Here is a 23,290-nt window from a genome sequence, read left to right as displayed (position 1 = left end):
GGGCCAGACGGTACAGGCTCGGCCCACCCGGCGCGTCGTACCGGCTGTGACTGATGTGACTGTAGATACTGGCGAGGCACTGACCTTCCCCTCAGAGCACAGAGAGGCCGTTCCATGCGGACCATCGAGGAGCGCGCCGCGCGTGTCCGATTCCGCCGGGCGCTCGCCCTGATGGCGATGACGCTCGTCGTACCCGGCTCGGCGCAGCTGGTCGCCGGCGACCGGCGCGTCGGCCGGATCGCGATGCGGATCTGGGTGCTGCTCCTGGCCGGCGGCTTCCTCACCCTGGTCACCTCCGTGCTCTGGCACGAGCTGGTCTTCTGGCTGGCCACCACGCCGAGCGTGCTGCTGACGCTGCGCATCGGCCTGACCGTCGGCGCGGTCGGCTGGGCCTACCTCTTCTACGACGCTTGGCGGATCAGCCAGCCGCTCACGCTGGCGATGGGCCATCGGCGCGCGGTCGTCTCGGTGGCCGGCGTGGTCACCCTCGCGGTCACCAGCGTGCTGCTCTTCGGGGCGCACCTGGTCGGCGTCCAGCGCGGGATGGTGATGGCGATGTTCGCCGGCAACACCGTCACCAACGCCCACGACGGCCGCTACAACGTCCTGCTCGTCGGCGCCGACTCGGGCGTCACCCGCTGGGGCCTGCGCACCGACTCGATGACGGTGGCGTCCATCGACGCCAAGACCGGCAAGACGGTGCTGATCGGGCTGCCACGCAACATGATGAACTTCCCGTTCCCGAAGGGCTCGATCCTGGCCAAGCAGTGGCCGCACGGCTACAACTGCTCGACCTGCGAGCTCAACAGCCTCTCGACGTACGCCGCCGACCACAAGGCGCTGTTCGACAAGTTCGACCAGCCCGGCGTCGAGGCGACCATCGAGGGCGTCGAGGGCATCACCGGCCTGGACATCAACTACTGGGCGATGATCAACATGCCCGGCTTCCGCGACCTGGCCAACGCGGTCGGCGGGGTGACGATCAACGTCCGCCAGCCGATCGCGATCGGCAAGACCGGCGCGGTCACCGGCTGGATCAAGCCCGGCGTGCGCAAGCTCACCGGCGAGCAGCTGCTCTGGTACGCCCGCTCGCGCGCCACCTCCGACGACTACTCCCGGATGGCGCGGCAGAAGTGCGTGATGAACGCGATGCTGCACCAGATCAGCCCGGCGAGCGTGATGAAGAACTTCACCGCCATCGCGCACGCCTCCGCGTCGCTGTTCCAGACCGACATCCCCACCAGCGAGGTCGACCACTTCGCACAGCTCGCCCTCAAGGCGAAGTCGCAGAAGATCGCCACGCTGTCGCTGGTGCCGCCGCTGGTCGACACCAGCCACCCCGACCTGGGTGTCATCCACGATGCGATCGACAAGGCGATCAACCCGCCGCCGCCCGCGCCGAAGAGCGCCGCCGGCACCAAGGCCGCCAAGCAGTCCAAGAAGAAGTCCGCGACCACCCCGGCGCCCAGCAAGGACGTCATGACCGAGGGCTCGTACGGCTCGCTGAAGACCGGCTACGTCGCCAACCAGACCGACGACCTGGCGGGCGCCTGCTGATCGATCGCCCCGTAGGGTGAGGCCCGTGCGTGTGGTGGCGGTCGTGGTGACCTACAACCGGCTGCAGATGCTGCAGGGGCTGCTGGAGCGCCTCGACCGGATCGCCGAGCTCGACGAGGTGCTGATCGTGGACAACGCCTCCAGCGACGGTACGTCGGGATGGCTCGCCGGGATCGACGGCGCCGACCCGGCCGACGACCACCCCACGGCACGGGTGCTGGCCCGCACGCTGGCCAGCAACACCGGGGGAGCGGGCGGGTTCCACGAGGGGCTCGCCTGGGCGATGGAGCGCGGCGCCGACCTGGTCTGGCTGATGGACGACGACGGCCTGCCCGACCCGGACTGTCTGGCTCGGTTGCTGCGGGAGCGCGACCTCGACTTCTGGGGGCCGCTGGTCGTCGATCGAGACGACCCGGGCCGGCTGGTCTTCCCGATCCGGCTGCCGGGCGGCACCCGGGTCGTCCACGACCTGGCCGACGTGCGCGCCGCCGCCACCGACGGCCGGATCGACGGCATCGTCATCCCGTTCAACGGCGTCCTGGTCACCCGCGAGCTGGTGGAGCGGATCGGGCTGCCGCGCAAGGAGTACTTCATCTGGGGCGACGACCACGAGTACCGGCTGCGCGCCGAGGCGGCCGGTGCTCGGATCGGCACCGTGGTCGACGCCCAGGTGCGCCACCCGGCGGTGGGCAGCCTCGGCACGCCGATGCTGGGCGGGCGGACGACGTACAACCACACGCCCAGCGACCTGAAGCACTACTGCATGGCCCGCAACAACCTGCTCAACCTGCGCGACTACAAGGGATGGCTGTATGCGGTGGCCTTTGTGCTGAAGACCCTGTGGTTCTACACGTTCACCCGCCCCTCCCCGAAGCGGCTGGTGCTCAGCGTGAGGGCCTGGTGGGCGGCGCTGCGCGGCGACTTCACCGGCCACGAGCGGTTCCTGACGAGCGAGCGCCGCGAGCGTCTCGAAGGGAGGTCGCGGCGGTGACCGAGTCCGTCGCGATCGTCGTCGTCACCTACAACCGCGCCGACCTGCTCGCGGTCATGCTCGAGGGCCTGGCCGCGCTCGAGCGGCCCGCGGACGCGGTGATCGTGGTCGACAACGCCTCCACCGATCACACCGCCGACGTGCTGGCGGCCGCGCGGGTCCCAGGCCTGCAGGTCGTCACCGCGGAGAAGAACCTCGGCGGCGCCGGCGGCTTCCACCGCGGCATGAAGGTGGCCTACGAGCAGGGCTTCGACCGGATCTGGCTGATGGACGACGACGTCGTTCCCGCACCGGACTGCCTGTCGGTGCTCCTCGCCCAAGACGAGGACTGCCTGATGAGCGTGCGGGAGAACACCGACGGCGCCCTGATCGAGCTGGCCGCCACCCGCTTCGACCTGAGCAACCCGCTGGCGATCAAGCCGAAGACCGCCAGCGTCGTGTCCACCTACGCCACCCGCGCCGACATGCCCGCCCGGGTGCGGCTGGAGAACGTGGCGTTCGAGGGCTTCATGGTGCGGCGCCGGGTGATCGACGCGATCGGGCTGCCCGACCCGAGCTTCTTCATCTTCTACGACGACGTCGACTTCGCCCTGCGCGCCCGCCGTGCCGGCTTCGACATCTGGGCGGTCCGCGACGCGGTCCTGGTCCGCCAGCTCGACTTCAGCCAGCAGCACGACCTGGCCAGCTGGAAGGGCTTCTACATGTACCGCAACCTCTTCGCCGTCCATTTCCGGTACGGCGAGAATCCGCTGGTGCGGCTCAAGCCCTGGCTGATCGTGCTCCTGGTGGTACTGCTGAGCCCGGTCCGGGGCGGTCCCCGCGAGGCCGGCAATGTGATCTCCGCCGTACGGGCGGCGCGGGGAATGCGGAGTGTTCCCCGGGCGTCCGTAGACTGACCGATCGTGCCAGACAGTGTTGATACTCCCGATCTCGTCGTGGTCGGATCGGGCTTCTTCGGCCTGACCGTCGCGGAGCGTTGCGCCGCCGACCTGGGTCTGAAGGTCCTGATCCTGGAGCGTCGTCCCCACCTGGGCGGCAACGCCTACAGCGAGTTCGACCCCGAGACCGGGATCGAGGTGCACAAGTACGGGACGCACCTGTTCCACACCAGCAACGAGAAGGTGTGGGAGTACGTCAACCGGTTCACGACGTTCACCAACTACCAGCACCGGGTCTTTGGCAAGTACCAGGGCCAGGTCTACTCGCTGCCGATGAACCTGGCGCTGATCAACCAGTTCTTCGGCAAGTCCCACACCCCGGCCGAGGCACGCGCGCTGATCGCCGAGCAGGCCAGCGAGTTCAAGACCGAGGAGGCCACCAATCTCGAGGAGAAGGCGATCTCGCTGATCGGCCGCCCCCTCTACGAGGCCTTCATCAAGGGCTACACCGCCAAGCAGTGGGAGAAGGACCCCACGGAGCTGAGCCCGGACATCATCACCCGGCTCCCGGTCCGCTACACCTTCGACAACCGCTACTTCAACGACAAGTACGAAGGCCTGCCGACCGACGGCTACACCGCCTGGCTGACCCGGATGGCCGACCACCCGAACATCGAGGTGCGGCTCGAGACCGATTTCTTCGCCGTCGCCGAGGAGTTCAAGGGCAAGGTCCCGATCGTGTACACCGGCCCGGTCGACGAGTATTTCGGGTACTGTGCGGGCCGTCTCTCCTGGCGCACGGTCGACCTCGAGTCCGAGGTCCTCGACGTGGACGACTACCAGGGCACGGGGGTGGTCAACGCCAACGACCCCGAGGTCCCCTGGACGCGTGAGCTGGAGTTCAAGCACCTCCACCCCGAGCGGGCCGCGTCGTACACCCCGGGCAAGACGATCGTGGTGCGCGAGTACAGCCGCTTCGCCGAGGAGGGCGACGAGCCGTACTACCCGATCAACACGGCCGACAACCGCGAGAAGCTGCTGAAGTACCGTGACCTGGCGACCAAGGAGCCGATGGTGCTCTTCGGCGGCCGGCTCGGGACCTACAAGTACCTCGACATGCACATGGCCATCGCCTCGGCGCTGTCCATGTACGAGAACAAGATCAAGCCGCACTTCGCCGAGGGGGCGGAGCTGAAGTCCGGGGGTGTGGACGCCTGATGGTCACCCGTCTGCTGCAGCGGCAGATCCTGCCGCTCGACCGCGACTTCGAGGTCTTCGCGCTCTACGTCGACCCCGACGACGCCGACCTGGACGAGGACAAGTACGTCGTCGGCGGGGAGCGTGCGGCCAAGGAGCTCAACAACACCAAGATCCGCCAGGCCACCGGCAGCGGCGAGCAGATCCGCGCCGACCAGATCCTGGACCGGACCCGGCTGCTGGTCGACGCCGGGCAGCGGCTGAGCCTGGGCGCCTACTTCAACGCCTTCCCGGCGTCGTACTGGCGGCGTTGGACGATCGTGGAGCACGTCACCCTGACCGTGACGGTCGAGGGCGCCGGCGCCACCGTGATCGTGAACAAGTCGCTGGCCAACGGCAACAGCCAGCGGGTCGGCTCCGCGGTCAGCGAGAGCACGGGGGCCAACACCCTGACCTTCGAGCTGCCGCTGGCGCCGTTCATCGACGGCGGCTGGTACTGGTACGACGTCGTCGCCGGCGAGCACCCGGTGGTGATCAGCGCCGAGTGGACCGCGAACGTCCCCGAGGACCGGGCCGCGCACGGCACCGTGGACGTCGCCATCACCACGATGAACCGGCCGGAGTTCTGCGCCAGGCTGCTGCAGCAGTTCGGCGAGCCCGACCTGGCCGACTACCTCGACACCGTCTTCGTGATGGAGCAGGGCACCAAGAAGGTGGCCGACAACGAGGAGTTCCCGGCGGCCGAGAAAGCGCTGGGCGAGAAGCTGCGGATCATCGAGCAGGGCAACCTCGGCGGCTCCGGCGGCTACGCCCGTGGCCAGCTGGAGTCGCTGCGCAAGGGCACCGCGACGTACGCGCTGATGATGGACGACGACGTCGTCTGCGAGCCCGAGGGCGTCATCCGCCAGGTCACCTTCGGTGATCTGGCCAAGCGGCCCACCATCGTGGGCGGCCACATGTTCAGCCTCTACGCGCGCTCGCGGCTGCACAGCTTCGGCGAGATCGTGCTGCCGTGGCGGTTCTGGTGGCGTACGCCGGAGGACGCCTTCGTGCAGTGGGACTTCGCCACCCGCAACATCCGCTCGGCGCGCTGGCTGCACAAGCGCCAGGACGTCGACTTCAACGGCTGGTTCTCCTGCCTGATCCCGCGCGAGGTGATCGACCGGGTCGGGCTGAGCCTGCCGCTGTTCATCAAGTGGGACGACGCCGAGTACGGCCTGCGGGCGCGTGCCCACGGCTTCCCGACGGTGACGTTCCCGGGCGCGGCGGTGTGGCACGTGCCGTGGACCGACAAGAACGACGCGGTCGACTGGCAGTCCTACTTCCACCTGCGCAACCGGCTGATCGCGGCACTGTTGCACTCGCCGTTCCCGCGCGGCGGCCGGCTGCTGCGGGAGAGCCTGAACAACCAGATCGCGCACCTGGTGGCGATGCAGTACTCCACCGCCGAGCTGCGGCTGCAGGCGATGGAGGACATCCTCAAGGGCCCCGAGGCGCTGCACGGCATGCTCGCCACCCGGCTGGCGGAGATCAACGCCATCCGCGGCCAGTTCAGCGACGCGCAGCTGGTGGCCGACCCCGACGACCTGCCGCCGGTCCGGGTGGAGAAGCCGAGCAAGAAGGACCTCACCGAGGTGCCCTCGCGCAAGGCGCAGATCATCACCGCCGGCCTGGCCCCGCTGCGCCAGCTGCGCAAGCCGCGCCCGCTGTCGCGGACCAACCCCGAGGTGGCGGTGCCGGCCCTGGACGCGAAGTGGTACCGGATCTCGTCGTACGACTCCGCGATCGTGTCGATGAACGACGGCACCGCTGCGGCCCTCTACCGTCGTGACCCGAAGCTCTACCGCGAGCTGCTCAAGCGCACACTGGAGCTGCACGCCCGCTACCTGCGGGAGTGGCCGCAACTGGCCGAGCGGTACCGTTCCGCGCTGGCCGACATCACCTCGCCGCAGGCGTGGGAGGAGACGTTCAAGCCGTGGAAGGAGGCTGGCGATGACTGAGGTGGCGACCGCCTCGGCGACGTCCGGCACGGCTCTGCCTCCGCTGGCCGCGCCGTCGTCGAACCTGGGCCTGGTCTCGGTCTTCAAGCGCCGTTACCTGCTCAAGCTGCTGGTGCAGCGGGAGATCTCGGCGCGCTACGAGCGCTCGTTCCTGGGCTTCCTGTGGTCCTACATCAACCCGCTGACCCAGTTCTTCATCTACTGGTACATCATGGGCATCGTGATGGGGGCGCACGCCACCATCCAGAACTATCCGGTGCACGTGTTCAGCGGCCTGATCATCGTGCACTTCTTCACCGAGACCTTCGGCTCCGGCACGGCCTCCATCATGCGCAACAAGTCGCTGGTGCAGAAGATGCCGTTGCCCCAGGAGATGTTCCCGGTGGCGGCCATGCTGGTCTCGCTGTGGCACGTGCTGCCGCAACTGGCGATCCTGCTCGTCGTCTGCATCCTCACCGGTTGGCACCCGGACATGGGCACGCTGATCGGGGGCCTGCTCTCGGTCGCCATCCTGATGATGCTGGGCACCGCGCTGGCGCTGATCTTCAGCGTGGCCAACGTGTTCTGGCGCGACTTCGGCAGCCTGGTGGGCATCCTCAACAACTTCGTCCGCTTCGGCTGCACGATGATCTACTCCTACGACCAGCTCTCGCAGCACGCGGGCAGTCTGCAGCCGGTGGTGCTGGGTAACCCGATCGCGGTGGCCTGTCTGCTCTTCCAGCGGGCGTTCTGGGCGCTGTCGACCGATCACCCGCACCACGTGCTGAAGACGGAGTTCCCGCCGCACCTGTACCGGCAGGGGTTGGAAGCACTCGCCGCGTCGCTGGTGATCCTGCTGTTCGCGCAGTGGTTCTTCAGCAAGTTCCAGGCGCGGATCCCGGAGCAGTTCTGATGGCGGAGGCAATCGTCGCCGAGCACGTGACGAAGGACTTCGTGCTCCGTCGCCACAAGACGTTCAAGAAGATGACGGTCGCGAAGATGCGCGGCGAGCAGACCGTCGACAGGTTCAACGCGGTCGACGACGTCTCCTTCACCATCCAGCAGGGGGAGTCGGTCGGCCTGATGGGGCTCAACGGCTCCGGCAAGAGCACCCTGCTCAAGCTGGTCAGCGGCGTGATGAAGCCCAACAAGGGCACGCTGCTCACCCGTGGCCGGATCGCCGGGCTGATCGCGACCGGCGCGGGCTTCCAGAACCAGCTCTCCGGGATGGAGAACATCTACCTCAACGCCGCCATCTACGGTCTGTCCGAGAAGGAGACCAAGGCGGTGCTCGACGAGATCATCGACTTCGCCGACATCGGGCAGTTCATCGACCAGCCGGTGGGAACCTACTCCTCGGGAATGAGCTCGCGGCTCGGGTTCGCCATCGCCGTGCACGTCGACTGCGACATCTTCCTGGCCGACGAGATCCTCGCGGTGGGGGACAAGCCGTTCAAGCGCAAGTGTCTGGCGAAGATGCAGGAGATCCGGGAGAGCGGCCGAACGATCGTCTACGTCAGCCACGCGGCGGGGTCGGTGCAGAAGATGTGCGACCGGGTGATCTGCCTGGAGAAGGGTCGGCTGGTCTTCGACGGCGACGTCGACGAGGGCATCCGCTTCCTGCACTACGAGGACGAGGACGACGGCGACGAGCTCGCCGCCGACGACGCCGAGCTCGGCGCCGACGTCTGATTCCCACCCTCGGTACCACGCCACGCTGCCCGCCCTCCTCGGAGGGCGGGCAGCGTGCATGTGTGTGCCCCTGGTCGGAATCACAAGATTGTAATTTTACTTTAATCTCGGATATGTCGGCGTGTCGAGTGGAAATTACAATTCTGTAGTTACTCGCAAACCCTTCCCAGGGCGCTGTGACGGGTGTGAAAGTTGAGCCCTCGTGTGACTCTTCCCCCACACCTGGAGCAATGGAATGCACTCCGCAAAGACGCGCTACGTCGCCCTGTGCCAGCAGCTGCTGGTGCTCGGCGTCGTCGTCGCAGCCCTCGTCCCCGCCGCCGGCATCGTGACCCTCGACGTGGTCCGCGAGAAGCCGGCCGGCACCAGCTCGCCGGCCACGTCGCCCGCGACCGCGCCCGCCACGTCGGCCATCGCGCCCACACCGAGCGGCGCCCTGGCGGCGTACGTCAAGGCGGCCACCACACCCTCGGTGGTGCCGACCTCGGCCGTCGATCCGACCGTCGACGAGGTGCAGCTGACCGCCCCGTCGGCGCCGCTGGTGGGCCGCCGCGCCATCGGCGTGGCCACCGGCGCCGCCACCCCGCACGCTCGGGTGGCGCCGGCGAAGAAGGCCGGCAAGATCGCCGCGCGAGTCGCCAAGGACACCTCCCTGCGGCTGCGGCAGCACACCACCGTCATCACCAGCACGCCGCAGAAGGTGACCGGCTTCGGCACCGTCGGCGTGACCTGGCAGCACGGGGACGACCTCAAGCCCAGCCAGGTGCGGGTGCAGGTCCGCAGCAAGAAGGACGGCGTCTGGGGCTCCTGGCAGAAGGCCGACTACGACCCGGACGGCCCGGATGCCGGCAGCGCCGACGGCAAGCGCTCGCGCCCCGGCACGATGGAGGCGCTGGTCGGCCACGTCGACCTGGTCCAGGTCCGGATGACCATCACCGGCGCGGCGGTCCCGCCGGACATGAAGCTCGCCGTGATCGACCCGGGCACCCCGACGTCGACGGCCAAGGAGCGGCCGGCGCTCGACACCTCCCGGCTCGACCCCGATCCGGCCAGCGCGCCCGACACGATGACCGCGGCGCCCGCGACGTACTCCGCTTCGACCGCCGCGAGCGGCACGACCGGTCAGCGGAGCACGGCGACGGTGTCGGCGAGCGAGTCGAGCGAGTCGAGCGAGTCGGCGAGCGGGCAGTCCGGCGACGCCGAGCAGGCGGTGCTGGCGGCCGCGGCGTACACCCCCAAGCCGCAGATCTACAGCCGCGCCCAGTGGGGTGCCGACGAGCGGGTGCGTGAGCAGACCCCGCCGAGCTACGCCGAGGTCCACGGCGGCTTCGTGCACCACACCGTCAACGCGAACGACTACACCGCCGCGGAGGTGCCGGGCATCATCCGCAGCATCTACGCCTACCACGTCAAGAGCCGCGGCTGGCGCGACATCGGCTACAACTTCCTGATCGACAAGTTCGGCCGCATCTGGGAGGGCCGGTACGGCGGTGTCGACCGCGCGGTGGTCGGCGCCCACACCGAGAACTACAACGACTACGGGTTCGGCGTCTCGGCGATCGGCAACTTCGAGATCGCCAAGCCGGGCTCGGCGATCGTGCAGGCGGAGGGCGCGCTGTTCGCCTGGAAGCTGTCCCTGTACGGCGTCTCGGCCGCCGCGACCAACGTGACCATCGGCCCCCGGACCTTCGTGTCCTCGATCATGGGCCACCGCGACACCAAGTCGACGGCGTGCCCGGGCAAGTACCTCTACAAGAAGATCCCCAAGATCCGGAAGCTGGCCGCCTCGCTGCAGGTGGGCTGGTCGGGCCGTGATCTGGAGTCGAACGTTGCCGGCTCGGCCTACCCCGACATCGTGGTCCGCAACGCCACCAACAAGCAGGTGTACGTCGTGCCGACCACGGGGGTGGCCGCGAAGACCACCGGTCGCAAGGCCGTGACCCAGTCCGTGGTCTCGCCCGACCTGACCGGCGACGGCAAGCCGGACCTGGTCAAGGTGACCAAGAAGGGCGTGGCGAAGGTCCGGCCCGGCAATGGGGCCGGCCACTACGGCGCGCCGGTGGCCAAGGACAAGAAGCACTTCGTCCACCGCTCCCTGGTCACCGCGGTCGGCGACGTCAACGGTGACGGGCACAACGACCTGGTCGCCAAGATCACCAAGAAGGGCAAGAACAAGGGCCGGCTGAGCATCTACCTCGGCAGGGGCAACGGGACGTTCGTTCGCAAGGCGCAGCACTCGGTCAACCTGCACGGCGTCGTCGGGCTGGCCGGTCCGGGCGACGTGACGGGTGACGGTCATCCCGACCTGGTCGGCCGCAGGTCCAGCGGCGCCACGGTGACCCTGCCGGGCACCGGTGCGGGCACGTTCGGCGCGCCGGTCAGCACGGCGCCGCCCGGCCCGGTGCCGACCGGCAGCGGCCTCGGGGCGCTGATCCCCACCGGACTCGCCATCCCGAACGCCAACCTGCTGCTCAACGCCGGCGACTGGAACCGGGACGGCTTCGACGACCTCGTCACCCGCAACACCGACGGCAACCTCTACCTCTACCTCGGCAACGGGCAGGGTCACTTCGCGGCCCCGACGCTGCTGGCCACGGGCTTCGGCGCGGTCACCATGCTGACCGCCGCCGGGGACATCACCGGTGACGGCTGGCCGGACCTGCAGGGCCAATCGAACGGCACCATGTACATCTGGCCCGGCCAGGGTGCCGCGGGCCTCGCCGCCGGCTATCCGTCGCACAAGGCGATCAAGGCGCAGCAGCAGGTCGCGGTCGGCCGTTGGGACGGCGACGGCGCCCCGGACGCGCTGTTCGTCAAGGCGAAGAAGACGGTGCTCTACCCGGGCAACGGCCCCGGCGGGCTGACCAACGCGGTCACGATCGGCGGCAGCCTGACGGCGTACGACTGGGTGATCGGGGTCAGCAACGTCGGTCTCTCCGGCGCCCCCGGTCTGATCGTGCGACAGAAGGGCACCGGCAACCTCTACCAGATCGCCCGCGGCGCGAACGGGCAACTGGCCGCGCCGGTCCTGCTGGGCAGCGGGTTCGGAGGCTACGACCTGGCCGGCTGAGAGCCGGTCACACCTGGGCCTCGCGTGGGAAGCGACCATCGGCCCGCTCGGCGACTGCGATCGCCTCGAGCCGGTCGGGGTCGGCGTGGGCGACCAGGATGAGCGAGCCGCCGCTGACGAGCGGCTCGCAGAAGGAGGCGGTTCCCGGTGGGGAAGCCGGGTCCACCTCCGACACGAGGCGGTCGCCGCCGGAGAGGGAAGCTCCGGTGGCGGCCGCCCACAGCTGCGCCTGGGTGGTCGTCTCGCCGGCCCACTCGGTGGCGGGGTCGTCCGCGCCTGGCGGGTCCCAGGGCCTCCAGCCGTCCGGCTGGCCCCACACCTCCACGCCGACATCGTGTACGCCGGTGGGCAGCGGCTCGGCGAACCGCACGCCCAGCGGTCGCAGCGAGCAGGCCAGGGTGGGTCGTTGCGCCGCCTCGGCCGCCCATCGGGCCAGGCCGTCGGGCCCGCACACCACCGCGTCCGGATCCTCCGCGTCGGTGACGACGAGGCCGGCGTTCCAGGCGGCGCCGAGGAAGACCAGCGAGAGCCAGTGCGGCGGCAGGTCGATCCGCAGCCGGTCACCGCGCTCGAGCTCGTGCTCCTCGACCAACAGCGCCGAGGCCTTCGCCACCCAGTTGGCGTAGGTGGTGACCGAGAGCTCGACCCGTTCGCCGGTGGCCTCGTCGTAGAACGTGATCAGCGGGCGACCCGGGTGGTGGCGCAACTGGGCGCCGAGGACCTGTGCGAACGTGCTCATGGTTCCCATCCTTCCGCCCGGGCCGTCCGCCCGGCTGCACTGCCGTTGACAATTAGTAATATTTTATGGATAGTGACGCCGATGTTGGTGACCTCTGACACAGATAGGACGCAACATGAGGGTTCTCGATCCATCCTCCCGGATCACGAGGAGAATCGCGGCGGTCGTCGGGCTCGTGGTCGCGGCCGCGACCGCCCTGTCCGCCTGCGGCAGTAGCGGCGGCGATTCGGGCGACACCCAAGGCGCGGTGAAGCTGGGGCTGATCACCCAACTGTCGGTGGGCGACTATTTCGTCGTCGAGGCGAACGGCGCGAAGGCGGAGGCCAAGAAGCTCGGCGTTGATCTTCAGGTCGTCGACTCCGGTCAGGACCCTCAGAAGGACGTCACTCTCGCCCAGTCGCTGATCACCGGCGGGATCAAGGGTCTCGCCGTCGTGCCCAGCAACACCGACATCGGGCCTCGGGTGTTCCGCGTCACCGACCAGGCGGGGATCCCGCTCGTCGCCTCCGACTCGCCTCTGGCGGACGCCAGCGGCAAGAAGGCTCCGTTCATCGGGCTCGACAACACCGGATCCGGTGAGCAGGTCGGCAAGATCCTGGCCTCTGAATACGGCAAGAAGGGGTGGTCGGCCGCTGACACGTACTTCGCAGTCGTCGCCGCTCCGACTCTTCAGGTGTGCAACCTTCGCACCAACGCCGAGGTCTCCGTGTTCCAGAAGGCGAACCCTTCGTTCCCGTCGAACCATGTGGTCACCGTCCCGTACGACGGGACACCGGGTAAGGCGACCGACTCGATGAGGACCGCGATCACCGCCCACCCCCAGGCGAAGCACTGGCTCATCACGTCGTGCAACGACGATGGCGTCGTCGGCGCGGCGAAGGCTCTCCAGGGCAACGACTTTCCGGCGGCGAATGTGCTCGGCGTCGGACTCGGTGGCGATCTCGCCTGCCAGATCTACGCCGACTCGTACCAGCAGGTCGCCATCCCGACGACGACGTATCTGGACGCGGGGCTCATCGGAGCGACGGCCGTGAAGACCCTGTACACGCTCGTCGTGAAGAAGGGCAAGGTGGGAGACAACGTCTACGTCCCGACGCCCCAGATCGACAAGTCCGACTACCAGAAGTACGCGGGGTGCAAGTGACCACTCCGCCGAGCAGTCGCATGACGGGTGAGGTGTCGTCGTCGGCCGAGGAGGTCGGCGACACCACCACCCCCCACGAACCGCCGCTGAGCGCACGAATCCTCAGGCGTATCGGTCCGGCCAACGTGGGTCTGGTGGTCGCACTGGTCGTCCTGTGCGCCGCGATCCGCACCCAGAGCGACAAGATCTTTCTCCTGGGGAACATCATCAACATCGGCGTCGCCGTCGCGATCCTCGGCGTTCTGGCGGTCGCGCAGATGGTCGTGGTCATCTCGGGAGGACTGGACATCTCGATCGGCAGTACGACGAGCCTGACGACGGTGGTCGTGGCGATGGCCCTGCACCACGGGGTCCCCACCGGGCTGGGGGTACTGATCGCGTTGGGAGTAGGGCTGGCGGCGGGGGCGGTCAACGGACTCATCGTCATCGCGATGCGCATCAACGCGATCATCGTCACGCTGGCCACCTTCAGCGGCTTCGCCGGAATCGCCTACGTGCTGTCGAAGGGCCTGCAGATAGCCGTCAACGGGAAGTTCTTCCTCGACCTCGGCACCAACAAGCTGGCCGGGATTCCGTACCCGGTGTGGGTTCTCGCCGTCTTCGCACTCCTCACCCACCTGTTCATCAGGTACACGGTGGCGGGTCGCCACATCTTCGCGATGGGAAGCAATGAGGCCGCGGCACGCAACACGGGCATCAGTCTCGCCCGCTACCGGCTCGGTGTGTACGCCTATGCGGGCCTCGCCGGAGGGGTCGCGGGACTGTTGAGCATCGCAAGCAACGGTCTGGGGGAGGCGACCACCGCGGGAGCCGATCAAGGGCTCACCGCGATCACCGCCGCGCTCCTCGGTGGCGCTGCGCTCACAGGCGGTCGGGGTTCCATTCCCGGGGCGGTTCTCGGCGTGATCCTCCTCGGCGTCCTCGACAACGGACTCGTGCTGATGAACGCCAATCCCTTCTACTCGCAGATCGTCGTCGGCTGTCTCCTGATCGTCGCGGTCGGGTTGCAGCAGTCCGGTGTGTTCGACCGGATGACATCCCGCGCCCGAAAGGCGAGAGTCTCGTGACCATTGCCAACGACGAATTCACCAGCGGCGCCCACGAGGCGGTTCTCACCCTCGAAGGCATCACCAAGCACTTCGGTGGTGTGACGGCGCTGGCCGGTGCCTCCTTCAACGTGGCGGCAGGTCGTGTCCTCGGCCTGCTCGGCCACAACGGTGCGGGCAAGTCAACGCTCGTGCGCATCATCTCCGGCGTGCAACAGCCGGACGCGGGTCGGCTGCTTTGGAGAGGCCGACCTGTGCAGGTGTCCTCGCCCGCCCACGCCCGGCGGCTCGGAATCGCCACCGTGTTCCAAGAGCTTGCGCTGGCGGACGATCTTGACGCGACCGCGAACATCTTCCTGAACCGGGAGCTTGCGTGGGGATGGGGGCCCGTCAAGGTACGACGCGAGCGGGAGATGCGCCGGCGGGCGGTCGAGCTACTCGACCGCTTTGCGATCAATCTCCCGCCCGGAGCCATCGACGTTCGTTCGATGTCCGGTGGTCAGCGTCAAGGTGTGGCCATCGCGCGCGCACTGGCCGGTGGCAGCGATCTGCTTCTCCTGGACGAGCCCACGGCGGCGCTCGGGGTGCGGGAGACACGTCAGGTCGAGGACCTGATTCTGAGGCTGCGCGATCACGGATCCGCGGTCTTGCTCGTGAGCCACGACCTCGAACAGATCTTGAAGGTGTGCGACGACATCGTGGTGTTCCGCCGTGGACATCAGGTCGGGCTCCATCCTCGCCACCAGCTCACCAAGGCTGACGTCGTCTCTCTGATCGTCGGCGGCGAGGGGTGATGGCCGGGCGCGTAGTGCGGTCGGGGCCGGAGAGGTGGGGACAGGTGGTCTTGGTGTAGCGAGTGGCGACGTCGCGTCGGATCCGCATGCCCGCTCCCTCCACACGCCCTAGGCTCTGGGCCATGGCAGGACGGCTGAACATCGAGAACTTCTGGGCGGTGATCCCGGCGGGCGGCGCCGGCACCCGGCTGTGGCCGTTGTCGCGGCAGACGGCGCCGAAGTTCCTGCGGGACCTGACCGGCAGCGGCCGGTCGCTGCTGCAGGAGACCTACGACCGGCTGCAGGTGCTCGCCGAGGACCGGCTGCTGGTGGTCACCGGGTCCAGCCACGAGGAGGCCGTGCTCGGCCAGCTGCCGGAGCTGGCCGGACGCGGCGGGATCCTGGCGGAGCCGTCCCCGCGCGACTCGATGGCGGCGATCGGTTTGGCCGCCGCCGTACTCGAGCTCCGCGACCCCGACGCGGTGATGGGCTCCTTCGCCGCCGACCATGTCATCACCCGGGCCCGGAAGTTCACCGAGGCCGTGCACACCGCTGTCGGGGTGGCCCGCGAGGGTTGGCTGGTCACGCTCGGCATCACGCCGACGTTCGCCAGTTCCGCGTTCGGCTACGTGCACGAGGCCGGCGAGCTCGAGGGCTTCCCCGGTGTCTGCCTGGTCGACAAGTTCGTCGAGAAGCCGTCGGAGGCGACCGCCCAGGGCTACCTCGCCGAGGGCGGCTACCGCTGGAACGCCGGCATGTTCGTCGTCCGGCCCGGCGTGCTGCTCGACCTCCTCGCCACCTGGCAGCCCGACTTCGCCGCCACCCTGCGGGAGATCGCGGCCAAGCCGGATCAGATCGAGGAGCTGTGGGGCCGGCTGCCCAAGATCGCCGTCGACAACGCCGTCGCCGAGCCGGCCGCGGCGGCCGGGCGGGTGGCGATCGTGCCGGCGTCGTTCGGCTGGGACGACGTCGGCGACTTCGACTCCCTGGCCACCCTGCTCGACGCCGCGATGACCGTCGACGCGGAGGGGCCGACCGTGTTGGGGGAGAAGTCGCTGGTCCACTCCATCGACAGCACCGGGCTGGTGGTGCCCAGCAGCGGGCGCACCATCGCGGTGGTCGGTCTCGACGACATCGTGGTGGTGGACACGCCCGACGCCGTCCTGGTCACGACCCGGGCGCGGGCGCAGCAGGTCAAGCAGGTCGTCGCCGGGCTCAAGGAGGCCCACCTGGACGACCTGACCTAGACACTGTCGAACATATGTTCGATCATGGTCGGGTGATTCTGCACGCCGACCTCGACTCCTTCTACGCTTCCGTCGAGCAGCGCGACGATCCGTCCCTGCGCGGTCGGCCGGTCGCGGTCGGCGGCGGGATCGTGCTCGCGGCCAGCTATGAGGCCAAGGCGTACGGCGTCACGACGCCCATGGCCGGCGGCGAGGCTCGGCGACGATGTCCGGGGCTGGTCCTCGTGCCGCCGCGGTTCGCGGCGTACAGCGAGGCGAGTGCGCGGGTCTTCGACATCTTCGCCGACACCACGCCGCTGGTGGAGGGGCTCTCCGTCGACGAGGCGTTCCTCGACGTGGGCGGCCTGCGCCGGCTGGCGGGGGAGCCGGTCGAGATCGCCGCGGCGCTGCGCCGGCGGGTACGCGCGGAGGTCGGGCTGCCGATCTCGGTCGGCGTCGCCCGTACCAAGTACCTCGCCAAGGTCGCCAGTGCGGTGAGCAAGCCCGACGGACTGCTGCTGGTCGAGCCGGAGCGCGAGCGGGAGTTCCTCCATCCGCTGCCGGTGGAGCGGCTGTGGGGCGTGGGCGCGGTCACCGCCGCCAAGCTGCATGCCGACGGCATCCGCACCGTCGGCGACCTGGCACGGCGCGAGCAGGAGGTCGTGCAGGGCCTGGTGGGCAGGGCCTCCGGGCGGCACCTGTGGGCGCTGGCGCACCTGCTCGACCCGCGCCCGGTCGAGGTCGGCCGGCGGCGCCGGTCGGTCGGGGCGCAGCGCGCCCTGGGACGGCGCCGATGCACGCCCGCCGAGCTCGACGCCCACCTGGTGGCGCTGGTCGACCGGGTCGCGCGACGCCTTCGCGCGGGGGAGCGGATCGGCCGGACGGTGACGCTGCGGCTGCGCTTCGACGACTACGCCCGCGCCACCCGCTCGGCCACGATCGGGTCCAGCACCGGCGCGACCGAGGCGTGGGTCGCGACCGCGCGGACGCTGCTGCGCGGCGCGCTCCCCTTGATCGAGGAGCGTGGCTGCACGCTGATCGGGGTCGGCATCTCCGGGCTGGTCGACGCCCGGACCGAGCAGCTGGAGCTGCCGCTGGAGTGGCCGGCGCGCCGCGCCAGCATCCTGGACGGCGCCCTGGACGCGGTCCGGGACAAGTACGGCGCCGGCGCCGTCACCCGCGCCGTACTCCTCGGGCGCGACCCGGGCCTGGAGATGCCGCAACTGCCCGACCCCGGCCCGACTGTTCGTCAGCAGGCGGCCGCGGCTCACATCGCGCCGGGCTCGGGGCTGTCGGTGTAGGGGTACTTGGTCATGAACGACTTGAGCGCGGCGCCCGAGACGTCGGAGCAGTACTGGAAGACGCCGACCTGCTTGGACACGTCGGTGATGCCGGTGCCGCCCTGCGACCAGTGCGTGAACGCGATGTGGGTGCCCTTGGGGAAGGCCTTGCCGATCTGCTTCTGGTCGGCCGGCAGCCACGGGACCGCGATGAACTTGTAGCGGAAGTTGGTGTCGCCGGGGAACTTCGCCCCGATCGCGCGGATCTCGTCGAGCTGCGCGGCCGACACGGTGTCGTCGTACCACAGCAGCGTGTAGCCGTGTTCGAGGTTGTGCACCAACGCCTCGAGGGCTGGGCGGTCGGTGCGGGTGTAGAACTTGCGGCTCATCGCCACCGGCGCCACGCCCTGCTCGTTCCAGTGCGCGCCGAACGCCGGCGGGGCGGTCGTGTAGACGACCGTCTGGCCCGTCGGGACGTGCTGCTGATTGCCGTCCGCCTTGATCGTGGTCACCGGCTTGCAGACCGAGGCGGGCTTGCCGATGCTGGCCAGGTCGACCGAGTTGAACTTGCGGGTGTCCCACCAGCCCTTGACCGGCTGGTACGCCGCCAGGCCGACGATCAGCACCGCCACCAGGGCGCAGACGCCGACGATGGCGTAGCCGCGGGCCCGCTCGGCGCCACGCTGTTGCTTGCGGATCGAGTCGAGGACCGCGCGGCGGTCGGACTTCGGCTGCTTGGCCACTGCTACCTCGGGCTGCTGGACGGGTCGGGTCGCGCAGAGTCTACGGAGTCAGCGGACGCATACGTGCGGTGATGCCCCGATCCGCCGCCTCCACCGTCCAGCCGAAGGCGAAGGCCAATGCGGCCAGCGCGGTCGGGTCGGCGCCGTCGACGGTCAGCCCCTCCCCATCCGGTACGGCGACGCCACCGGTCGCCTCGGCGATCGCCGCCGCCATCTCCTCGTGGTCGGCCGGAGCGCCGAACGGGGTGCGGTCCTCCGGCCGACCAGTCAGCGCGCGCAGCACGGCCTCGCGTGCGCCGTACCCGAAGAAGTCACGACCCTCCGGGCGGATCAGGCTGGTCGCGCCGGGGCCGTCCTCGCCGACGGGCATCACCAGGTCGGCGCGGCCGCGGACGAGCGCGAACGGGCGCCCGGCCAGCTTGCCGCCGGCCAGTTCGGCCAGCCCGGCCAGTTCGTCGGCGATCGCGGGCGCGGTGACCACGAGGTCGTTGCCGTAGCCGTCGACCCGGCCGGCGAAGCTCTCCAGCGGCAGGACGCCGGCCGCGCCGATCGCGATGTCGACCTGCCCCTCGCGCCAGGCCCGGCCAGCGGTGTCGGTCACGACCACGCCGACGTTGACCCCGGCCCGCTCGGCGAGCGCGGTGCGGAGTCGGCGCGCGGAGGCGTCGGGGTCGGCGGGGAGCAGCACGACATGGCCGGGCTCGACGTTGGAGGCGTCGATGCCGGCCGCGGCCATGGTCAGCCCGAGACGGTTGCGCACGATCGTGGTCGCGCCCCGGCGGGCCACCACCCGCCGGGTCTCGCCGGGCAGCTCCGCCTCGCGGGTGGAGGCGCGCACCTGTCCCTCGGCCTTGGCGACCACCTTGCTGGTGACCACGACGATGTCGCCGTCGGCGAGCTCGACCAGGGGCAGCAGCAGGGCGGCCAGATCGTCGCCGGTCCGCACGTCGCCGACGCCGTCGGGCGCGTGGACGGTGATCATCGGACCAGTGCGATGGCCGAGGCGGCCATCGCGGCGGTCTCGGCGGGCGAGGTCATCCACAGTGGTGCCGCGGCCGCCCGCAGCCCGGCCTCGCGCAGTCGCCCGAGCGCGGCCTCGTCGACGGTGTCGACCAGCCAGCCGTCGAGGACGCCGCCGGCCACGCGGGCACCGTGGTGCAGGCCGACGCCCGCGGCGCTCACCTCGGCGCCCACCGAGGCGAGCATCTGCTCGGCCATGCCACGCACGTGCGCTCCGCCGATGATGGGGGAGAGGCCGACCACGGGGGCCGCGGTGGCGCGCAGCACCTCGCGCAGGCCGGGTACGCCGAGGATCGTGCCGATCGACACGATCGGGTTGGACGGCGGCACGATCACCAGGTCGGCCCCGCTGATCGCGTCCAGGACGCCGGGACCCGGGGCGGCGTCCTCGAGCCCGACGAAGATCAGCTGCTCGGCCGGCACGGCGGCGTGCAGCCGCACCCAGTACTCCTGGAAGTGGACGACCCGCTTGCCCGAGGGGGAGTCGGCGTCGGCGATCGCCACGTGCGTCTCGACCCGGTCGTCGGTCATCGGCAGCAGCCGGACTCGTTCGCCGTACTTCGGGGTGAGCCAGCGCCGGCACAGCGCGGCGGTGACCTGGGAGAGCGGGTAGCCGGCCTCGAGCATCTGGGTGCGGACCAGGTGGGTGGCGATGTCGCGGTCGCCGAGTCCGAACCAGGTGTTGGGGACCTCGTAGGCATCCAGATCCTCCTTGACGCTCCAGGTCTCCTCGGTGCGGCCCCAGCCGCGCTCGTGATCCAGGCCGTCGCCCAGGGTGTACATCACCGTGTCGAGATCGGGGCATACCTTGAGGCCGTGGATCCACAGGTCGTCGGCGGTGTTGGCCACCACCGTCACCTCGGCCTCGCGGCTCACGCCCGGCAGTGCGCCGGCGGCGATCCCGTGCAACAGGCCCTGGATGAACTTCGCGCCGCCGTGCCCGCCCGAGAGGACGGTGATCCGGCGGATTTCTTCGCGGGTCGATGCGGCCATGGCGACAGCCTCTCAGACGCCGCCCGCACCCCTCCGTCGAGCCCGCGGTTGTGACTGATGTGACTGGTGGTGCTATAGCAGAAGGCGGGCTTGACTTCGCGTTGCGACAGGCATGTAATTTCATCAGTGTCGTTTTGGTGAGGAGTACTTCTCAGTAGTCCAGCCGACACGCCGATATGTGGGGCAGTTCATCTGTAGCGACAACATCTACTGCTGAAGGTCGGAAAGGGCTGAGGTCGATGAGGGAGTTGTTTCTCCTCGAGTCGAACGCCGACGACGGGGGTTGGCAGGAGCGTGCGCTGTGCGCCCAGACGGACCCGGAGGCGTTCTTCCCCGAGAAGGGTGGGTCGACCCGGGAGGCCAAGAAGGTCTGCCAGACCTGCGAGGTGCGTGACGAATGTCTGGAGTCGGCGCTGATGAATGACGAGCGCTTCGGCATCTGGGGCGGCCTCTCCGAGCGGGAGCGTCGCAAGCTCAAGAAGCGGGCGGTCTGAGCGCCGCGCCGCCACAGCAGGACCCCGGCGATCGCCGGGGTCCGCTGCATTTGCGTGCGCATCGGTTCGCCCGGTCGGGGGGCGGCGGCTAGGGTTGCCGATCGTGCGTCCCACGGTTGCAGTGCTCCTCGTCAGCCATGACGGGGCGCGCTGGCTGCCCACCGTGATCGGCGGCATCAAGGCGCAGACGACGCCTCCCGACCGGGTCCTGGCCATCGACACCGGCAGCAAGGACGGCTCCTCGGCGCTGCTCGAGGAGGCCTTCGGTACGGCGCTGCGCGTCTCCGGCGCCACCACCTACCCGCAGGCCGTGGCGCTCGGTCTGGCCGAGCTGCGCGAGGACGCTCCGGAGTGGGTCTGGCTGCTGCACGACGACTCGACGCCGGACCCGGGTGCCCTGGCGGCGCTGCTGGCCGCGGCGGCCGAGCACCCCGAGGCCGACGTACTCGGGCCCAAGCTGCGGGAGTGGCCCTCGCTGCGTCGGCTGCTCGAGCTCGGCATCACCATCTCGGGCACCGGGCGGCGCGAGACCGGCCTGGAGCACGGGGAGTACGACCAGGGGCAGCACGACCGGGTCCGGCAGGTGCTCGCGGTCAACACTGCCGGCATGCTGGTGCGGCGCAGCCTGCTGGAGAAGCTGGACGGACTCGACCCGCAGCTGCCGATGTTCGGCAACGACCTCGACTTCGGCTGGCGCGCCGCCACTGCCGGGCACACCACGCTGGTCGTCCCACAGGCGGTGGTCTTCCACGCCGAGGCGGCGCACCGCGGCGTACGGCGCACCCCGCTGACCGGGCGGCACACTCACTACCACGAGCGCCGGGCCGCGTTGTACACGCTGCTGGCCAACTCGCGCCGCGGGGCGCTGCCCTTCCAGATGGTCAGGCTGGCGCTCGGCACGCTGTGGCGGATGATCGGGTTCCTGCTGGTGCGCGAGGTCGGCACCGCGCTCGACGAGCTGGCCGCGCTGGTCTCGGTCTACTCCTCGCCCCGGATGGTGCTCGCCGCGCGCCGGCGGCGCCGCGGGCTGGCCGCGGCGCCGCCCAAGCAGGTCAAGGCACTGCTGGCACCGGCGTGGCTGCCCTACCGACACGGGCTCGACTTCGTCAGCGACGTCGCGACCGCGCTCACCAACCAGGCCTCCGATCTGGCCGAGCGCCGCCGGATCGCCGCCGCCGAGGCCGACCCCGCCTCCTTCGCCGCCCGCCAGGTGGCCGCGCGCGCCGCCGCCGAGGACGAGGACGAGATCCCGGTCGAGAACGGGTGGATCGTCAGGTTCTTCACCAACCCGGTCGCGGTGCTGCTGGCGGTGGTCGCCGTGCTCGGCGTGATCGGCTCGCGCGCCGCCTGGCACGCGGTGGCCGGTGGCGGGCTCTCCCCGGCGCCCGGTGGGGTCGGGGAGTGGTGGCACCTGCAGTACGAGTCCTGGCATGCGCTCGGGCTGGGCACTGCGGTGCCGGCACCGCCGTACCTGCTGCCGCTGGCGCTCCTCGGCACCATCCTGGGCGGCCATGCCGCGCTGACCATCAGCGTGGTGATGGTCCTGGCGTTCCCGCTGGCGCGGTGGGGTGCGTGGCGATTCCTGCGCATCGTGGGCCGGCTGATCAGCCACCGAGGGGCGCCGCGCTGGCTGATCCTGTGGGGAGCCACCACCTACGCCCTGGTCCCCGCAGTGAGCGGGGCGTGGGGCGATGGTCGGCTGGGTCCCGTGGTCGCCGGCGCGCTGCTGCCCTGGGCGGCGCACGCGGGCCTGGGCTTCGCCGAGCCGGATCCGGAGCGACGCTGGCGAGCGGCCTGGCGCACCGGCCTGCTGCTCACCCTGATGGCGTGCTTCACGCCCTCGGCCTGGCTGGTGGCGCTCGTGCTCGCGCTGGTGGTGTTGGTGGCGGCGTTCGGGATCGTCCCCGGCAGCATCCGCGACCGCAACGTGTGGGGGCCGCCGGCGCTCGCCCTGGTGATCGCCCCGGTGCTGCTGCTGCCGTGGTGGCTGCCGGCGCTGCTGCACGGTGCCGGCGACGGGCTGCTGCTCGACGCCGGCCGGCTGCCCAGCCCGCAACTCGGCGGCGGCCACCTGATCATCGCCCGGCTCTCGGACCTGGGTGCGCCCTGGTGGCTGGGCCTGGTGGTCCCGGTGCTCGCCATCGTGGCGCTGATCCCGATCCGGACCCGGATCCCGGTGCTGGTCTGCTGGATCGGCCTGCTCGCCACCGCCGTGGTGGCGATGGCGCTCGGATTCGTCACGCTCCGACTCGCGCACGGCACCAGCCCGACCGGGATGATGTTCCCACTGGTTTGCCTCCAGGGCGCCGCCGTGGTCGCTGCCGTGCTGGGCACCCAAGGCTGGCTCGCCGCCGCCGCGGCCCGGGGCCGCCCATCGTGGCGCTGATCCCGATCCGGACCCGGATCCCGGTGCTGGTCTGCTGGATCGGCCTGCTCGCCACCGCCGTGGTGGCGATGGCGCTCGGATT

The 23,290-nt window shown here is 70.0% G+C and carries 19 protein-coding genes; 15 read left to right on the top strand and 4 right to left on the bottom strand.

The genetic code is table 11. The annotated features are described in order from the left end of the window. The first annotated feature begins 114 nt into the window (after positions 1-114). The 8 genes from VHA72_RS02795 to VHA72_RS02760 all read left to right on the top strand — a co-directional run bounded on the left by VHA72_RS02795 (position 115) and on the right by VHA72_RS02760 (position 11,364). Positions 115-1,557 carry an LCP family protein gene (locus tag VHA72_RS02795; RefSeq protein WP_325572924.1) on the top strand — a complete coding sequence of 481 codons (1,443 nt, stop codon included), beginning with the start codon at positions 115-117 and terminating at the stop codon, positions 1,555-1,557. 25 nt (positions 1,558-1,582) lie between these two features. Beyond that, a complete protein-coding gene (locus VHA72_RS02790) occupies positions 1,583-2,548 on the top strand; it encodes a glycosyltransferase family 2 protein (protein ID WP_325572923.1) in 966 nt (321 codons plus the stop codon). Beyond that, complete coding sequence (locus tag VHA72_RS02785) at positions 2,545-3,444, top strand: glycosyltransferase family 2 protein (protein ID WP_325572922.1); 900 nt, start codon at positions 2,545-2,547, stop codon at positions 3,442-3,444. The genes VHA72_RS02790 and VHA72_RS02785 overlap by 4 nt, the downstream gene beginning before the upstream one ends. Before the next feature lie 6 nt (positions 3,445-3,450). Then, on the top strand, positions 3,451-4,644 hold the full coding sequence (glf, locus tag VHA72_RS02780) for a UDP-galactopyranose mutase (RefSeq protein ID WP_325572921.1): 1,194 nt from the start codon (positions 3,451-3,453) through the stop codon (positions 4,642-4,644). Then, a complete protein-coding gene (locus tag VHA72_RS02775) occupies positions 4,644-6,623 on the top strand; it encodes a glycosyltransferase (protein ID WP_325572920.1) in 1,980 nt (659 codons plus the stop codon). Before glf ends, VHA72_RS02775 begins: the two co-directional genes overlap by 1 nt. Beyond that, positions 6,616-7,515 carry an ABC transporter permease gene (locus VHA72_RS02770; RefSeq protein WP_325572919.1) on the top strand — a complete coding sequence of 300 codons (900 nt, stop codon included), beginning with the start codon at positions 6,616-6,618 and terminating at the stop codon, positions 7,513-7,515. Before VHA72_RS02775 ends, VHA72_RS02770 begins: the two co-directional genes overlap by 8 nt. Continuing rightward, positions 7,515-8,294: an ABC transporter ATP-binding protein gene (locus tag VHA72_RS02765; RefSeq protein WP_325572918.1), complete on the top strand. Its 780-nt coding sequence runs from the start codon at positions 7,515-7,517 to the stop codon at positions 8,292-8,294. Before VHA72_RS02770 ends, VHA72_RS02765 begins: the two co-directional genes overlap by 1 nt. A gap of 235 nt (positions 8,295-8,529) precedes the next feature. After that, a complete protein-coding gene (locus VHA72_RS02760; RefSeq protein ID WP_325572917.1) occupies positions 8,530-11,364 on the top strand; it encodes an FG-GAP-like repeat-containing protein in 2,835 nt (944 codons plus the stop codon). A 7-nt stretch (positions 11,365-11,371) separates the two neighbouring features. On the opposite strand, the gene VHA72_RS02755 is transcribed toward VHA72_RS02760, so the two are convergent. Then, positions 11,372-12,103 carry a TIGR03089 family protein gene (locus VHA72_RS02755; RefSeq protein WP_325572916.1) on the bottom strand — a complete coding sequence of 244 codons (732 nt, stop codon included), beginning with the start codon at positions 12,101-12,103 and terminating at the stop codon, positions 11,372-11,374. 115 nt (positions 12,104-12,218) lie between these two features. Between VHA72_RS02755 and VHA72_RS02750 the strand changes: the two genes are divergently transcribed. The 5 genes from VHA72_RS02750 to dinB all read left to right on the top strand — a co-directional run bounded on the left by VHA72_RS02750 (position 12,219) and on the right by dinB (position 17,593). Continuing rightward, on the top strand, positions 12,219-13,247 hold the full coding sequence (locus tag VHA72_RS02750) for a substrate-binding domain-containing protein (RefSeq protein ID WP_325572915.1): 1,029 nt from the start codon (positions 12,219-12,221) through the stop codon (positions 13,245-13,247). Positions 13,248-13,267: 20 nt separating this feature from the next. Then, on the top strand, positions 13,268-14,314 hold the full coding sequence (locus VHA72_RS02745) for an ABC transporter permease (RefSeq protein ID WP_325572914.1): 1,047 nt from the start codon (positions 13,268-13,270) through the stop codon (positions 14,312-14,314). Then, positions 14,311-15,087 (top strand): ATP-binding cassette domain-containing protein, encoded by a 777-nt coding sequence (locus tag VHA72_RS02740; protein WP_325572913.1) that lies wholly within the window; start codon positions 14,311-14,313, stop codon positions 15,085-15,087. The genes VHA72_RS02745 and VHA72_RS02740 overlap by 4 nt, the downstream gene beginning before the upstream one ends. A gap of 122 nt (positions 15,088-15,209) precedes the next feature. Continuing rightward, entirely contained in the window at positions 15,210-16,313 is a 1,104-nt protein-coding gene (locus VHA72_RS02735; RefSeq protein ID WP_325572912.1) for a mannose-1-phosphate guanylyltransferase, read from the top strand. 32 nt (positions 16,314-16,345) lie between these two features. Continuing rightward, entirely contained in the window at positions 16,346-17,593 is a 1,248-nt protein-coding gene (gene dinB, locus VHA72_RS02730) for a DNA polymerase IV (protein WP_325572911.1), read from the top strand. On the opposite strand, the gene VHA72_RS02725 is transcribed toward dinB, so the two are convergent. From VHA72_RS02725 to cofD, 3 genes are read right to left on the bottom strand one after another with little or no spacing between them, the layout of a single operon-like run. Continuing rightward, positions 17,560-18,315 (bottom strand): DUF3105 domain-containing protein, encoded by a 756-nt coding sequence (locus VHA72_RS02725; RefSeq protein ID WP_325572910.1) that lies wholly within the window; start codon positions 18,313-18,315, stop codon positions 17,560-17,562. The genes dinB and VHA72_RS02725 overlap by 34 nt on opposite strands. Before the next feature lie 40 nt (positions 18,316-18,355). Continuing rightward, positions 18,356-19,297: a coenzyme F420-0:L-glutamate ligase gene (locus VHA72_RS02720; protein ID WP_325572909.1), complete on the bottom strand. Its 942-nt coding sequence runs from the start codon at positions 19,295-19,297 to the stop codon at positions 18,356-18,358. Continuing rightward, entirely contained in the window at positions 19,294-20,328 is a 1,035-nt protein-coding gene (gene cofD, locus VHA72_RS02715; RefSeq protein WP_325572908.1) for a 2-phospho-L-lactate transferase, read from the bottom strand. The genes VHA72_RS02720 and cofD overlap by 4 nt, the downstream gene beginning before the upstream one ends. 239 nt (positions 20,329-20,567) lie before the next feature. On the opposite strand from cofD, the gene VHA72_RS02710 reads away from it, so the two are divergent. Together VHA72_RS02710 and VHA72_RS02705 are read left to right on the top strand one after the other, a co-directional pair. Continuing rightward, a complete protein-coding gene (locus tag VHA72_RS02710) occupies positions 20,568-20,822 on the top strand; it encodes a WhiB family transcriptional regulator (protein WP_325572907.1) in 255 nt (84 codons plus the stop codon). 103 nt (positions 20,823-20,925) lie between these two features. Then, positions 20,926-23,208, top strand: a complete 2,283-nt coding sequence (locus tag VHA72_RS02705; RefSeq protein ID WP_325572906.1) for a glycosyltransferase family 2 protein — start codon at positions 20,926-20,928, stop codon at positions 23,206-23,208. The last annotated feature ends 82 nt before the right edge of the window (positions 23,209-23,290 follow it).

This window comes from Nocardioides sp. (assembly GCF_035547795.1).
GTDB lineage: Bacteria > Actinomycetota > Actinomycetes > Propionibacteriales > Nocardioidaceae > Nocardioides.
Note: the sequence above shows the minus strand (reverse complement) of the source record. Positions and strands in the feature narration are given on the sequence as shown.